The organism is Denitrificimonas caeni (assembly GCF_905120345.1).
GTDB classification, from domain to species: domain Bacteria; phylum Pseudomonadota; class Gammaproteobacteria; order Pseudomonadales; family Pseudomonadaceae; genus Denitrificimonas; species Denitrificimonas caeni_A.
Window position 1 is genome coordinate 392458 of the sequence record NZ_CAJHOA010000001.1, and the last position, 14501, is coordinate 406958.

Annotated in this window: 14 protein-coding genes; 4 read left to right on the plus strand and 10 right to left on the minus strand. The window is 48.2% G+C overall.

From position 1 onward, the window contains the following. Positions 1-20 precede the first annotated feature (20 nt). The 4 genes from JYJ62_RS01790 to JYJ62_RS01805 all read right to left on the minus strand — a co-directional run bounded on the left by JYJ62_RS01790 (position 21) and on the right by JYJ62_RS01805 (position 3430). Complete coding sequence (locus JYJ62_RS01790) at positions 21-530, minus strand: flagellar basal body-associated FliL family protein (RefSeq protein WP_205340472.1); 510 nt, start codon at positions 528-530, stop codon at positions 21-23. 66 nt (positions 531-596) lie between these two features. After that, positions 597-2012, minus strand: coding sequence for a flagellar hook-length control protein FliK (locus JYJ62_RS01795; RefSeq protein WP_232365690.1), 1416 nt, complete (start codon positions 2010-2012; stop codon positions 597-599). A gap of 135 nt (positions 2013-2147) precedes the next feature. After that, positions 2148-2972 (minus strand): tRNA 2-thiocytidine(32) synthetase TtcA, encoded by an 825-nt coding sequence (gene ttcA, locus JYJ62_RS01800; RefSeq protein WP_205340473.1) that lies wholly within the window; start codon positions 2970-2972, stop codon positions 2148-2150. Between the two features lie 74 nt (positions 2973-3046). After that, positions 3047-3430: an MliC family protein gene (locus JYJ62_RS01805; RefSeq protein WP_205340474.1), complete on the minus strand. Its 384-nt coding sequence runs from the start codon at positions 3428-3430 to the stop codon at positions 3047-3049. 108 nt (positions 3431-3538) lie between these two features. Here JYJ62_RS01805 and JYJ62_RS01810 point away from each other — a divergent pair, with 108 nt between their 5' ends. Next, positions 3539-4159 (plus strand): DNA-J related domain-containing protein, encoded by a 621-nt coding sequence (locus JYJ62_RS01810; protein WP_205340475.1) that lies wholly within the window; start codon positions 3539-3541, stop codon positions 4157-4159. On the opposite strand, the gene JYJ62_RS01815 is transcribed toward JYJ62_RS01810, so the two are convergent. The 4 genes from JYJ62_RS01815 to JYJ62_RS01830 all read right to left on the minus strand — a co-directional run bounded on the left by JYJ62_RS01815 (position 4139) and on the right by JYJ62_RS01830 (position 7327). Further along, positions 4139-5080: a putative 2-dehydropantoate 2-reductase gene (locus JYJ62_RS01815; RefSeq protein WP_205340476.1), complete on the minus strand. Its 942-nt coding sequence runs from the start codon at positions 5078-5080 to the stop codon at positions 4139-4141. The two genes, JYJ62_RS01810 and JYJ62_RS01815, sit on opposite strands and share 21 nt — an antisense overlap. 71 nt (positions 5081-5151) lie before the next feature. After that, positions 5152-5682 (minus strand): C40 family peptidase, encoded by a 531-nt coding sequence (locus JYJ62_RS01820; protein WP_205340477.1) that lies wholly within the window; start codon positions 5680-5682, stop codon positions 5152-5154. A 50-nt stretch (positions 5683-5732) separates the two neighbouring features. Beyond that, positions 5733-6857 carry a cell division protein ZapE gene (gene zapE / locus JYJ62_RS01825; protein WP_205340478.1) on the minus strand — a complete coding sequence of 375 codons (1125 nt, stop codon included), beginning with the start codon at positions 6855-6857 and terminating at the stop codon, positions 5733-5735. Continuing rightward, on the minus strand, positions 6857-7327 hold the full coding sequence (locus JYJ62_RS01830; protein WP_205340479.1) for an EamA family transporter: 471 nt from the start codon (positions 7325-7327) through the stop codon (positions 6857-6859). The genes zapE and JYJ62_RS01830 overlap by 1 nt, the downstream gene beginning before the upstream one ends. A 340-nt stretch (positions 7328-7667) precedes the next feature. Between JYJ62_RS01830 and JYJ62_RS01835 the strand changes: the two genes are divergently transcribed. Beyond that, positions 7668-8246, plus strand: a complete 579-nt coding sequence (locus JYJ62_RS01835; RefSeq protein WP_205340480.1) for a class I SAM-dependent methyltransferase — start codon at positions 7668-7670, stop codon at positions 8244-8246. A 29-nt stretch (positions 8247-8275) separates the two neighbouring features. Here the strand turns inward: JYJ62_RS01835 and JYJ62_RS01840 are convergent, their stop codons facing one another. Continuing rightward, positions 8276-8617 (minus strand): helix-turn-helix domain-containing protein, encoded by a 342-nt coding sequence (locus JYJ62_RS01840; protein WP_205340481.1) that lies wholly within the window; start codon positions 8615-8617, stop codon positions 8276-8278. A 61-nt stretch (positions 8618-8678) separates the two neighbouring features. Between JYJ62_RS01840 and JYJ62_RS01845 the strand changes: the two genes are divergently transcribed. Beyond that, positions 8679-10469: an acyl-CoA dehydrogenase gene (locus JYJ62_RS01845; protein WP_205340482.1), complete on the plus strand. Its 1791-nt coding sequence runs from the start codon at positions 8679-8681 to the stop codon at positions 10467-10469. A 38-nt stretch (positions 10470-10507) separates the two neighbouring features. Then, entirely contained in the window at positions 10508-11296 is a 789-nt protein-coding gene (locus JYJ62_RS01850; protein ID WP_205340483.1) for a crotonase/enoyl-CoA hydratase family protein, read from the plus strand. A gap of 107 nt (positions 11297-11403) precedes the next feature. Here the strand turns inward: JYJ62_RS01850 and JYJ62_RS01855 are convergent, their stop codons facing one another. Further along, positions 11404-14466 carry an efflux RND transporter permease subunit gene (locus JYJ62_RS01855; RefSeq protein WP_205340484.1) on the minus strand — a complete coding sequence of 1021 codons (3063 nt, stop codon included), beginning with the start codon at positions 14464-14466 and terminating at the stop codon, positions 11404-11406. Positions 14467-14501 lie beyond the last annotated feature (35 nt).

Genomic DNA, 14501 nt, shown 5'->3' on the forward strand with positions numbered 1-14501 from the left:
AAGTCGTTCCTATCAAGGTTTTACTGCATGACAACATTAGTAAATAATACTTGCTCTACTACCGGCTTACCCACTTCAATCAAAGCTAACTCTTGCACAGCTATAGTGGTTTTTTGTTTCAACAACTCCACCCCTAGCGGCGTATTGAGCTCATCGAATGCTTGGCTGGAAAACAGCATCACTAATTGATTACGTAACGTCGGCATATGCACGATCAACGCAGCAAGATCAGCTTTATTACGCGCCATCAATGCCACACTGACCTGTAAATAACGTGGCTTGCCTTGGCTTTTAAAATTCACAACAAAGGCTGGGGTCAACACTTCATAAATAGCGGGCTGCTTGGCTAAACTTTCTTGCAGCGGCTCAGCATTCGAGTCAGTATTCGAACGTCCTAAGACAAACCATGTTGCTGCAACAGATAATACAATCGCAACGATTAAGGCTGTAACGGCTAAGATGATCACTTTCATCTTGCCTTTTTTTGGTGCGACTGTTGCTTGCTCAGCCATCTCAGCTTGTTTGGCCATGTTCCTACCATCACTTAAAAATCACATCCGACAGTTTAGCAGTCTAAACATGCTCTGCAGGATTGATTATGCATAATAATCAACTAAACCTAGACGACCATCGTGCTGCTCTCGAATGGAGGTCAGCGGTGACAGTGCTTCATCGTTACTCTCTAGCGCTGAACCGCTACGACCCTGCCCTGCAGTGTGCGTTTGGGCTTGCGCCTGCTGCCGAGATTGATCTGAAACATTCACATCAACACTCTGCATACCTTGTTGGGCAAACAGCTCTCGCAAGCGATACATTTGCGCTTCTAATGACTCTCGGACACCGGCATGAGCGCTGTTAAAGGTGATCTGAGTGTGTTCTTGATTAACACTGACGGTAATATCCAAGCGCCCAAGTTCGGCAGGATCAAGCTTGATTTCTGCAGACCTTAGGTTTTGAGAAGACATCCACATGACTTTATCAGTGACGTCTTGCGTCCAGCCTGGCTGTTGCATCGCGACTGCCGCGCCTGGGACTTGACGCACCGACTGCGCAGCCATTAAAGAGTCGGGACGCGACTGTAAATCTGTACGAATACTTTCAGGCGCTGTTACCGCTTTGGCGTCAAGCAGGGTTTCCGGAGCAACCTTAGTGCCCTCAAGCGCAGAGGCTATTTTGTTTTTATTAGAGACGTCTTTCTCAAGACCTTCCCCTGCAATTTTTTCGGAGACATTATTCAAAAGCCCCGCAGCCTTTTCTGCTGCGGGCGAAGTAGCGTCCTTAGTCATGTTTTTCTGCTCGATCTCGCTAGCATCTTCAGTCACGGGCAGCTCAGCATTGTCTGCGGCAGTACCGCTTAGCTCTAAATGAGTTTTTATTGTGCTGAGCAACGGCTTAGCGTCAGCTTCAAGATCAGATTGTAATGTGGCGATCACCGCAGTGCCTGCTGCCTCAGTATCAATAGCTGCTTCGACATCGGCCATGTCCTTTACGGGCTCTTGGGGCATAACCGCCATCGCCATTAACAGTAAAGGATCGAGCAAATCCTCCTCAGGTGCGTCCAACGCTGATGCTTCGTCTTGCGGCAAATAATTGCCGCTTTCGAGGATTTCGCTATCGCCATCAGTCGGCGTGTGCAGTTGCTCTAGATCGCTTAGCTTGGCGTCTGTCTCTGTCTTTTCAATATCCACAGATGATTGACTTACCGTGGCAGACGTATTTTTATTCGACGGATCAGTGTTGCTTGCCACTGCGGCTGGTGCAGTTGCGGGTGTCGATGCTGCTGGTGTCTTGTTTTGCTGAACAGCCTCTTGGCGCTGCTTGGCTTGCAGTGACTGTTGCTGTTGCTGTTGCTGTTGCTGGATCTTAGTCGTTTGCTGCTGTTGCGCATAGAGCACAGAAAAGTTTGGCCCTGCTGCTGGAGCACTACGTTGAGATACCGTTTTTTCTGGCACAGCCGGCTGCACACGCGAGGGTTGCGCAGAAGATCGCAAAAGAAAATCCGTGGATGCCATAGTCTTGCTCCTACCATAAACCAATACTGCTATATTCAAAGCAATATTCAAGCCAACACAAGCAGTGCTCGCTTTATCTGCACTTTGGCACAGTAATCAAGCAAAACATGCCGCTGACTGCCATTAATTTGACCGTTACAGGCTCATCACATCTAAATAGCGCGGTTGAGCTTGGTTATCGATGGTTAAACTGGCGAAGTCAAACAGCTGCCGATCCGCTAATTGTGACGGCACAACATTTTGTAAGGCGCGGAACATGATATCTAAACGACCTGGGGTTTTCTCTTCCCATTCTTGCAGCATGCCTTTTACCACTTGGCGCTGAAGGTTCTCTTGCGAGCCACATAAATTACACGGAATAATCGGAAAACCTTGCAGCTCGGCATATTCAGCAATATCACTTTCTTTGCAGTAAGCTAAAGGCCGAATGACGACATTACGTCCATCATCCGAGAGCAGCTTAGGCGGCATGGCTTTCAGGGTGCCACCAAAAAACATATTTAAGAAAAATGTTTCTAAAATATCATCACGATGATGACCAAGCGCCATTTTGGTCGCACCAATCTCATCAGCATAGGTGTATAGCGTACCGCGACGTAAACGTGAACAAAGCGAACAGGTCGTTTTGCCTTCAGGAATTTTCTCTTTCACCACCGAGTAGGTATCTTTTTCGATAATGTGATACTCAACACCAACAGACTCTAAATAAGCGGGCAACACATGCTCAGGAAAACCAGGTTGTTTCTGGTCCATATTCACGGCAACTAAAGAAAATCGAATAGGAGCAACTTTTTGCAAGTGTAGAAGTACATCGAGCATGGCATAGCTGTCTTTTCCGCCAGATAAGCAGACCATGATCTTGTCGCCCTCTTCGATCATATTGAAATCAGTGACCGCCTCCCCCGCAAGCCGGTATAAACGCTTCTGTAATTTCTTCTGAACGACTGACAAAGTACTCATAGCATGATCCGCAACAGATAAAAAAATAATATTTTACCTGTTGCCTCCAACAAACCCTAGCGGTGTCTTACAACTCAATCGGTATTTTTAGCAAACATTGCTTCACCACTTGCGCACTCAGCTAAAACAATCATATTTTTATCGGGCTCATGTATAGGCTGCCAGGATAAAACCCCGCTATCGCCTTTACTATGCCAACTGTAACCGCGTGTCTCGTCAATGGATTGATAACGAGCGCCTGATGCACTAACAGTATTACGCAGCGCTATCTGCTGGCCATCAACCTGCAACACCGCATATGCACCACCATTGGCTGTATTCAAATAAGTCACTGGCAACGATACATTACGCTCACACTGATACAACACTTGTTGTACTTGATCACCTGTCTCTGCTATAGCCCAGTGACTGCTAAAGCACGCACATAAAAGAATTGTCTGAGTTATGGTTTTGCGCATTGTTATACTCCAGCGGGGTCTGTTGAATTGCTTAAACATAGTGTCCAACATAGACTCGCAGAGCCTTTTTTCGTTTCAACATTCGCGATAAATACAGAGTTTAGTGCTGTGCATACCTTAGATAAATTCAAGCTCCTAGTAAGCCTAGAGCAACGACTGCGGGACCACCCGACAGGGCTCAGCGAGTATCAGTTAATCACCCAGCTTAAACAGCAACAGTGGCCATTGTTTATTCAGGCTAATCTCAGCGATGCATTAAGCTTGTTTCGTAGCCATTTTGTGCTATTTCATTTGCTCTATTCGCTACGTGATACTCTGCGCTCAGCGCGACAATACGATCTGCAGATCAGCCCCCTGTGTATTCGCTTACAAGCAACCAGCGCAGTAGCAGCAACGGCAGCTCAAGCAATCGACATCAACGATCCGCTGCGTACGTACTATCTAAATTTAGAGCATCTGAGCGGTACCGATCGCAATGAGGTTGAACGCTTACTCTATCAGGGGCTCAGTCATGTTGTGCAGCCGCAACACGTTACCGAAGCGTTAACTGAGCTGGGTATTAAACAGTCTTTACACAGCCTCGATGCTCAGACGTTGCGTCATCACTATCGCCAACTCGTCAGCCGCCATCACCCTGATCGAGGCGGCTGTACCGAGCGTTTACAACGTATCAATCAAGCGATGGATACATTGCGCACACATCAGGCTTTAAGCAGACACATACTCTAGCATTTGCCATAACATCCTAACTTTAGGCATAGCACAGCCCGCTGCTTGAGCCGCTTCCAGCGGGGCTTGATAAATAGCCAGCAACTCCATAGGGCGTTTTTGCGCAAAATCATGGTACATGCTGGGTAAATAAGCCGGCATTGCCTCGGTTGACTTAAGCATGCCATTCAGCAATTTATCTGATAGAGGGTAACCACAAGCGGCCGCGCCAGCTATCACTTCCTGCATCAACTCAACAATCAGTGCCCGGCTATGTGGCTCGGCCATGAGTTGTGAGGTATTACTGTTGAGCAATACCGACAAACCATTGTAAGGAATATTCCATACCAGCTTCTGCCAGCGCGCCTGCTGTAATGCCTGTAAGGCCTTTGAGTCGAGACCTGCCTGTTGAAAAAATGCCGCGCCTTGTTGAGCAATGGCATACCCTTCTTCGGCGTTCGACGGTCCACTATGATAACCAAGATTAACAGCACCACTGGCCTGATGTTCGATAATACCAGGCGCAATACGATTGATATAAATAAAACATAGCCCACCTAATAAGTGCAGACCTGGATCTAGCAGTGGACGTACTTGCTCTTCAACTGCGAAACCGTTTTGCAGCAAAACCACTTTAGCGCCAGGTGCAGCGACTCGATTGATAATGGCTGCAAGCTCAACATTACTGGTGGTTTTTGCGCCCACCAAAATCCAATCACAGGCTGGCATCTGCGCCGCGTCACTATAAGCCTGCACGTGCGGCAAGAGCAGCTCACCATGCACAGCGCTATTGATCCGTAAACCATTCTGGCTGACCGCAGCATATTCACTGCGCAATAAAAAATGCACGTCAAAGCCAGCCCGCGCTAACATCACACCATAAAAGCCACCAATGGCGCCAGTACCGATAACACCAATGCGTGGTGGTTGTTGCTCGCTCATATCAACTCTCTATTATTGTTTAGCCCAGCGCCGGCCTGATGACTAGCAGTGCGCCGTGGAGCTCTTTATAGTTAAGGGTTAGACACTACAGTTTCACTGTTCAATACACGCTTAGCTTGTAGATATGCGCTACTCCAATACTTAGCATTAACACTGTCTAAGCGCACGGTGCCGCCGCTCGAGGGCGCATGTACAAAGCGACCATCACCGACATAAATACCGGCATGACTGACACGACCATGCCCAGCTGTGCTAAAGAAAATAATATCACCGCTGCGCAACTTGCTGCGTGGCACAATCGGTCCTTTCATTTCAATCATTTGCTGGGTGGTTCTTGGTAAGCGGATGCCCGCTACATCGTTATATACAAAACCAATTAAACCGCTGCAATCAAACCCTGAAGAGGGGGTATTGCCGCCCCAGACGTACGGGGTGCCCACCAAGCCGATGGCACGAAACAACACATCATCAGCCGCCGGATTAAACATGACTGATGCAGGCGCTTTAGGCGCTGCAACAGGCTCAATAATCGGAGTACGCGATGAGCACGCGGTTAAAAATATAAAACCAACTAAACCCAGTAGGCGGATACTCACAGGCATGTGACGCGTCCCTTAATAAAATGATAAATAATTATTTCGCAAAGCATAGCTTAGTCTTTTGCAAAACGCTCGAGCTGCATTTCTTTTAATCGACTGTAAGTACGTCGGAATGCAAATGCTAAATAGCCTTCAGTATAAAGCGCTTCAAGTGGCACATCTGCTTCAATATAAAGCGGCACGCGGCGATCATAGCACTCATCAACTAAAGCAATAAAACGCCGCACACTGTCATCACTCTGCGCCAGCATCGGCAGTTGTCGATCGCCGGCATCCACTCTATGTACCGCATCTTCAGTACCACGAGCAATTTTAGCAAGGCGCTGCTGTCCACCTAAGCGCGGTACTGAACTCAACAACAACAGCTGAAAACGGTCACATAACGCCATAAAATCCACTGCAGCAAAAGGTTGTTCGCACAGCGCTGCATAATCACACCACAGCACCCTTGCACTGTACGCATGGGTTATTAACTTGCGTGCGCCTACATTAAAGCTGCCATGTTCGCTCGTGTCGCCACTGCTAAGCTCGGCAAACAACTCAGGCATAATACTATTATGCTCAGGACTCTTAACCCAATAACGCTGTAGGGCGGGCCCTTGGTGTAAACGATGATCCTGCTCACCGTCGACATTAACCAATTCCATGTACTGCTCAAGCGCGGCAATCGCTGGTAAAAAACGCTGGCGATTGTAGCCCTCACTATAAAGTTCGGCAGGTGGCTGATTTGAGGTAGCTACGATGATTAAGCCACGGGCAAACAATTCTTGAAACAAACCGCCTAAAATCATTGCATCAGCAATATCGCTGACAAATAACTCATCAAAGCACAGCACTTGAATTTCACTCATCAGCTCATCAGCAATCCTTGCCAGAGGATTAGCACTGCCCATTAGACGAAATAAGCGCTGATGCACATCCTGCATAAAATGATGAAAATGCTGCCGTCGCGCAGGCACTGTTAAGCTGCGATAAAACTGATCCATCAACCAGGTTTTCCCTCGACCCACGCGCCCATATAAATAGACACCGCGCGCTATAGCTGAACGTTTCTGCAGCGCTTGGTAGCACTGTTCTAACGCCTCTACGGCATGGCGTTGAGCAGGATCATCAACAAAACCACGGTTCAGGGCCTGGCTATAGGCTTGCATCGGTGTGTGTTGTGTATCCGCCATCATCAACGTCCTGCCTGCCAAGCCAATATAGCAACACCAACGATAATGCTAAACACCGCAGCAACTTGCCACGGGTTTAATACTTCGCGCAAAAATAACCAGCCAATACCGCTGGTCACAATTAAAGAGCCACCGACAATCAAGGGGTTGCCGACCGCAACAGCCACACCGCGTCCGTAAATGATAAAGGTGAGTATCTCAACCACGCCAATCGCAGCGCCAGCGAGTACGGCTAAGATGACACCGCGCGGACTAACATGCAGTGTGAGGTTATCGACATGCTTAAAGTAAACCAATAAGCCTAAACCTAAAAATGCCGCGACAAACTGTAGAATTACAGCACCTAATACCGCTTGAATATGATCGGCCGACAACTTAATAAATACGTTATATAAGCCAAACATAACCGCAGCCAACCCCAGCAACAGATAAGGCACAGCAACTCCCTCTTGATCATTCAGTTTAGGCTGCATGAGCGCGCACTTATAATCGTACACGCCAGAGCAGCAGAGCTATAACGTTAAACCTATTGTCAACGTCTATTCAGCAGATGACAGCTATGTTCGCAGACCGCATAACATAAGAGCAAACCTGTACTTGTTCTGCCTCACGTCGCGGCAAGGTTAATTAGGCTAACGTTATAAATCATACTTAACAACACACAGACAGCTACTCGCTATACAAGCTGATAAACTGTTTACAATATCAGCACATAAACATTGCCTAGCTTTTAATAAGTTACCTGCTGTTGTGCTGTGCACCCCTCACCGACACCAGCGTATTGAATGCTGACTGTAATTTAGGAAAACACATATGACACTTAAATTCTACGATGATAATGCTGAGCAATTTGCTGCCAATACCTTGGATGTCGATATGAGTCCGTTGTATGAAAGCTTTTTAGCAGCATTGCCCCAAGCCGGTCGAATTTTAGATGCCGGCTGCGGTGCCGGCCGTGATGCAGCTGCATTTTTAAAGCTCGGCTACCCAGTCGAGGCGTTTGACGCCAGCGCCAAGCTGGTAGAGATTGCCCGCAAGGTCAGCGGCATTGATATTCAACACAGCACTTTTTTGGCTTTTGAGAGTGAACAACTCTTTGCCGGCATTTGGGCATGCGCCTCTTTATTGCATGTACCCGCCGCACAAATGAGCGCCACACTACGTCATTTAAGCCAACTGTTACTGCCGCAAGGCGTCATCTATGTCTCATTTAAATATGGCGAAGACGATACCGAACGCGATGGTCGTAAATTTACTAACTGCAGCGAACAACGTTTAGAAGGTTTTCTGAAAGGTACAGGATTAACCTTAGACAGCTTCTGGATCAGCACCGACCAACGTTTAGGTCGTGAGGATGATCAATGGCTTAATGCATTACTGGTCGCCCAATAATCTGATTGAATGCAGCTCACGGGCCGAATTTAGCGCCGACTAAAGCGCCGCCGATACTCAGTCGGCGTTACACCGGTTTTATGACGAAACAAGCGTCGAAAAGAACGGGCGTCCTCATAACCCAGTTGGTTCACGAGCAAATCCACACTCAGACGGGTCTCTTCCAATAACTTTTGCGCGGCTTCTATCCGTAGTGACTGCAGATAAACATTCGGCGGACAAGATAAAGCCGCATTAAAACGGTGAATTAAAGTACCTTTCGAGGCACTAAAACGTTGCGCCAACTGGTCTAGGGTAAACGTCTGCGCATAGTTTTCCTGTAACCAAGCCTGCACCTGCTTAACCAGTTCATCTTTATGTGGCCTAGCCATACGCATCAATGAATAAGATACTCAGGTAAAGCCCACCTCTTTTGCTTGATTGGAGTTTACAGTGTCAAAAATCATCAACAATAAAGACTTAGAGTTTCTCCTCTATCAGGTATTTAACGCTGAACAACTGACTGAACTGCCGCGTTTTGCTGAGCATGATCGCAGCACGTTTGACGCCATTTTAAATACCGCAGAACGCATTGCCGTTGACTACTTTGCGCCACATAACGCTAAAGCCGATGCGAACGAGCCACAGTTTGATGGTCAAACAGTCACCACCATTAGCGAAGTCAAAGACGCTTGGCGGCACTTTGCCGAATCCGGTTTGCTCTGTGCCAAACACGACTACGCCGCAGGTGGCATGCAACTGCCCGCACTGCTGCAGATGGCCGCGAACACCTTCTTTATGTCGGCGAACCCCGCCAGCGCGGGTTACCCTTTTCTTACCAGCGCGGCAGCCAATGTGATTCACACCTTTGCCAATGACCAGCAAAAAGCCATGTTTATCCCCGCGCTGTTCAGTGGTCGTTTTGCCGGAACCATGGCATTAACTGAGCCTGATGTGGGTTCATCTTTGGGCGATATCAGTAGTAAGGCTGTACTCGCAAAGGATGGTAGCTATCGGATTAAAGGTCAGAAAATGTACATTTCTGGCGGCGATCAAGATATCACCGAGAACATTGTGCACTTAGTCTTGGCACGGATTGAGGGCGCAGCAAAAGGAGTGAAAGGTATCTCATTGTTTATTGTGCCTAAGTTCATCACTCATGCAGATGGCTCCTTAGGCGAACGCAATGACGTGCAACTGGCGGGCTTATTACACAAGATGGGTTACCGCGGCACCACCTCTACCGTGCTCAACTTTGGTGAGCACGACAATTGCGTCGGCTACTTACTCGGTGAACCCGGTAAGGGCTTAATGTATATGTTCAAAATGATGAACGAGGCGCGGATTGGTGTGGGTCTCGGTGCCGCGATGATTGGTTATCGTGGTTACTTAGAATCTTTAGACTATGCACGCAACCGTCCACAAGGCCGCGCTGCCACAGAGAAAAGTCCCGACAGCAAACCGATAAACATCATCGAACATAGCGATGTAAAGCGTATGCTGTTAGCGCAAAAATCCTATGTTGAAGGCTCGCTAGCGCTGTGTTTATTAGCTGCTCGTTTAGTGGATGAGCAAGAAGCTGGGCACGATGCAGATGCTGGTATTTTGCTGGATTTGCTGACACCGATGGTCAAATCATTTCCTTCCTTTTATGGCCCACGCGCCAACGATTTAGCCATTCAAGTGCTGGGCGGTGCGGGCTACACCCGCGAGTATCCAGTGGAACAGTGCTACCGCGATAACCGCTTAAATCCAATTCATGAAGGCACGCACGGCATTCAGTCTTTAGATTTATTAGGCCGTAAACTTTGGCAGCACAATGGCAAAGGTCTAAAACTACTGATGGCGCGTATGCATAGCACCCTTGCCTCTGCTATGCACAAACCACAACTGAGTGAACTGGTCAGCGAGTTCGAGCACTACTTGACTCTGGTACAAACCACTACCTTAAAACTCGGCGCTGCACTACAACAAGGCCAAGTCAACCAAGCACTGGCCAACTCAGCGCTGTATTTGGATATGCTGGGCAAAACCGTAGTTGGCTGGCTGTGGTTAGAAATGGCTGATAAAGCACTGGATACTTTTGCAGACTCAAGCAATAGCGAAGATCAAAATTTTCTTGCTGGTAAGTTACAAGCCGCACACTACTTTATTCGCTGGGAATTGCCTGAAGTGGAACTGCAAGCGCGCTTGCTGCAACGCTTTGACCGCACCTGTTTAGATATGCATAGCGACTGGTTTTAGGCTATGTTCTAGTCACAGCTAATGATTAAGGAGTTGCCATGAGTAACGCTGATAAAGTGCTGATTGCAGCCAGTGAGCATATTCTCACTATAACTTTTAACCGTCCGGACAAGCTCAATGCACTGGATCCAGAAAGCTATCATTTGCTCGCGCAAGCGTTACACCGTTTACAGCACGATGACGATCTGCGAGTTGGCATTATTCAAGCCAACGGCAAGCACTTTACCGCAGGATTAGAGTTGGATAAGTGGGCACCTTTATTTGCTCAAGGTCAGGCTTTGGCAGTGGCAGAAGGTGAAATTGATCCTTACGGCATCGCTGGCGAAATATTGACTAAACCTTTAGTCATTGCCGCACAAGGCCTGTGCTATACCTCAGGTCTTGAGTTATTGCTCAACAGCGATATTCGTTTAGCCACAGCACAAACCCGCTTTGCTCAATTGGAGGTACAGCGCGGTATTTATCCCTGTGGCGGCGGTACAGTGCGTTTACCGGAAGAAATCGGCTGGGCCCGTGCGCAACGTTATTTACTCACTGGCGATGAATTTAGCGGCCAACAAGCGTATGACTGGGGCATGCTCACCGAACTGTGTGAAGCGCAACAGCTGCAAGCACGCGCGCGCGAGCTGGCGTTAAAAGTAGCTGCGGCGGCACCGTTGGGCGTACAAGCTGCACTCAAGTCCGCAAAAATAGCCCGCCTGCACGGTGACAATGCTGCTTTAGCGCAGGTATTTGAGGATATGCCAAAGGTCATGAGCAGCGAGGATGCCGCAGAAGGAGTGCGCTCCTTTATGGAGCGACGGGCAGCGGCTTTTAAGGGCCGCTAGGAGCTTACCCGCTCTCTATTGCGGGCGATCCGCCGCGCTCCATTCCCTCCACATCACCAGTCGCCATAATGCTCGATTGTATTTGCCAGCTATGTACGGTTAACGTTCTATACAATCGTCTCTTTTGCCTCCACTGGTATACGGAAAATCACCACATACAACAACGGCACGACCACTAACGTCAAGATAGTAGCAAAGGTCAGACCAAACATAATGACCACAGCCATACTCTTAAAGAACGGGTCAAAGAGTAACGGCGCAACTCCGAGAATGGTGGTGAAGGCACCGAGAAATACCGGACGAGCACGACTCACAGACGCATCGATCACCGCAATAAAGCCAGCTTTACCTTCGCGTATTTCCACATCGGCTTGATCGACCAAGACAATCGAGTTTTTCACCAGCATTCCCACCAAGCTTAGGCAACCTAAAATCGCCATAAACTCAAAGGGCACTTGGAAGATGACTAAACCAACCGTCACACCAATAATGGCCAGCGGCGCAGTCAGCCAGATGACCAAAGGCTGACGTAGTGCGTTAAACATCAGCACCACGGCCAAGATCATTGCGGTAAAGCCATAAGGAGCGGAAATCGCTAAACCTTCGTTAGACTCCTTCGAGTCGTTATACTCACCATGCCACTCCATGCTGTAACCTGGAGGCAGCTCGATGGCTTCAACTTTAGGTTTGAGTCGATCGAATAAAGGATTGGACTGCTGACCTGGCAAGGGATCGGCTTGGGCCATAATGGTTGGAAAACGATCCACTCGACGTAAAATCGCATCCGACCACTCGACTTTCACATCACTGACCAACTGACTCATTGGTAAGTATTTTTTTGCCGTCGGACTGTACACCTGTACGTTTTCGACATCTTGAGCTTGTGTACGCTCGTCATAAGGTGCGCGAGCAATAATCGGAATCAGCTTATCTTTTTCACGATAGACCCCCACTCGTGCACCGGTAAAAGTACGGTTCAGTGCTTGGCTGATCTGGGTAATATCAACCCCAGCACGGCGTGCCGCCACTTCATTGACCACAGGTCGAAGTACCGGTGTTTTATCACGCCAGTCATCTTGAATGGCAATCGCACCCGGATCATCAGCCATAATAGCTTTCGCTTGCTCAGCTAATTGACGCAGTACTGCTGGATCAGGTCCTTTAAAGGCCACTTCGATTTTTTTACCGCCGCCGCGGCCGAGCATAAATTTCCATACTTTAATGGCGGCCAGTGGATGACGTTCAGACAGTTCACTCTGCAACTCATCGACCAATTCAGCGATTCCAGATGCATCGTCAACATCAATCAACAACTGACCATAACTGCTATTAGGGTCTTCAGGGCTATACGTCAGCATAAAGCGCAAACCCCCTTGTCCAACAAAGCGAGTGACATGGGTGACGCTTTGTTTTTCATGAACATATTCCGCCATTTTCTCCAACTCTTTAGCGGTTTCACGAATATCTGATCCTTGTGGTAGATACATATCCACGACAAACTGCGGACGAGCTGAGTCAGGCATAAACCCAGGTTTTACCCAGTTAAAACCGAAAATAGCACTGGCCAATAAACTCAGCATAACTACACCAGTGAACAAACAATGACGCAGCGCTACATTTAATAAGCCACGGTAACGGTACAAAATACCTGTTTGCTTCTCTGCCGTGCCGTCAGGTATCACTTTGACTTTAAGCAAAGCAACACAGAATAGCGGCGTTAAAGTAACAGCAAACAACCAGCTGAGCATCATCGAATACATGATCACCCAAAATAACGAACCGGCGTACTCGCCCATATCTGTGGGCGACAAACCAATCGCACTAAAGGCCAGAATCCCAACGACGGTGCCACCCAGCAGTGGATACTGCGTGCCTTTAACTACAGCAATGGCAGCACTGTCTGCGGCTTCGCCTTTTTCCATACGCACGATAATGCCGTCAGTGACGACAATGGCATTATCCACCAGCATGCCTAGTGCAATAATCAATGCACCCAAGGAAATACGCTGCATGGCAATGCCATCCATATACATGGCAATTAAAGTACCAGCGACCGTCAGCAATAAAACACTGCCAACGATAACGCCACTGCGCCACCCCATAAACACAATCAGAACTAGCACCACAATGACGACAGCAGCAACGAGGTTCGCAACAAAACCATCCACAGCTTCACGAACCGAATCAGACTGGTAGGACACAATCTGCAGATCAATACCAATAGGACGCTGCGATTCCAGCTCTTGTAAGCGCGCACGTACCGCATCGCCCACATCCACGATGTTGCCGCCAGCCACTTGGGAAATTCCTAAGCCAATTGCCGGCTGCCCATCAAAATTCATTAAAGCGCGTGGCGGCTCAATGGTTGAACGCCTGATGTTGGCAATATCCTTTAAGAAAATCACCTGCTCACCACTGGCCGAACCTAGAGCAATATTGCCTAACGCTTCAACAGAGTCGACTTGTCCTTGCGGACTAAACTGCACCCGCTGCGGGCCAATAAGCAGATTGCCTGAGTCAGTGATCACATTTTGCTGACGCAATGATTGATAAATTTCATCTTGAGCAATACCCAACTGTGCAGCTTTAGCTGAGGAAATCTCAATAAATATCGCTTCTTCCGACTGGCCTAATGTTGCTACTCGCGCAACACCTGGGACTTGCAACAGCTCACGCTCAAGAATATCAAGATAGTCCTTGATTTCTTTTAGGGTATAGCCCTCACCCGTAACCGCAAAAAATAACGCATACACATCACCAAAGTCATCATTGACAATCGACGGTCCTGCCCCAGGCGGCAGCTTATGCTGTGCATCATTAACTTTACGTCTGAGCTTATCCCAGATCTGCTCAAGCTCTACTTTACTTGGGGCAAACTCCAACGCTATCTCAACTTTAACCAGCGAGTTACCCATCCGCGAAACAGAGGTTACCTCTTTAATCTCTTGCAGCTGTTGCACCGCTTCTTCAATAACTTCGGTGACTTCTTCCGCCACTTGCGACGGTAAAGCGCCAGGGTATAGCGTGGTAATCGCTGCTTGGCGAATCACAAATTCCGGGTCTTCAAAGCGACCCAATTTTTCATAACTGATGTAGCCTCCCAGCAACACCAACAGCACGACCATCCATGCAATCGTCCGCTTAGCGAGTGTTTGTTCAGCAATATTCACTGTTTATCTACCCTATATTTATCGTCAACCCCAGA

What these genes read in the sequence shown, in the direction of transcription:
- JYJ62_RS01805 (WP_205340474.1), bottom strand. Translation starts at nt 3,430, where the DNA reads ATGCGCAAAACCATAACTCAGACAATTCTTTTATGTGCGTGCTTTAGC.
- ttcA (WP_205340473.1), bottom strand. Translation starts at nt 2,972, where the DNA reads ATGAGTACTTTGTCAGTCGTTCAGAAGAAATTACAGAAGCGTTTATAC.
- zapE (WP_205340478.1), bottom strand. Translation starts at nt 6,857, where the DNA reads ATGATGGCGGATACACAACACACACCGATGCAAGCCTATAGCCAGGCC.
- JYJ62_RS01815 (WP_205340476.1), bottom strand. Translation starts at nt 5,080, where the DNA reads ATGAGCGAGCAACAACCACCACGCATTGGTGTTATCGGTACTGGCGCC.
- JYJ62_RS01830 (WP_205340479.1), bottom strand. Translation starts at nt 7,327, where the DNA reads ATGCAGCCTAAACTGAATGATCAAGAGGGAGTTGCTGTGCCTTATCTG.
- JYJ62_RS01835 (WP_205340480.1), top strand. Translation starts at nt 7,668, where the DNA reads ATGACACTTAAATTCTACGATGATAATGCTGAGCAATTTGCTGCCAAT.
- JYJ62_RS01790 (WP_205340472.1), bottom strand. Translation starts at nt 530, where the DNA reads ATGGCCAAACAAGCTGAGATGGCTGAGCAAGCAACAGTCGCACCAAAA.
- JYJ62_RS01795 (WP_232365690.1), bottom strand. Translation starts at nt 2,012, where the DNA reads ATGGCATCCACGGATTTTCTTTTGCGATCTTCTGCGCAACCCTCGCGT.
- JYJ62_RS01820 (WP_205340477.1), bottom strand. Translation starts at nt 5,682, where the DNA reads ATGCCTGTGAGTATCCGCCTACTGGGTTTAGTTGGTTTTATATTTTTA.
- JYJ62_RS01850 (WP_205340483.1), top strand. Translation starts at nt 10,508, where the DNA reads ATGAGTAACGCTGATAAAGTGCTGATTGCAGCCAGTGAGCATATTCTC.
- JYJ62_RS01840 (WP_205340481.1), bottom strand. Translation starts at nt 8,617, where the DNA reads ATGGCTAGGCCACATAAAGATGAACTGGTTAAGCAGGTGCAGGCTTGG.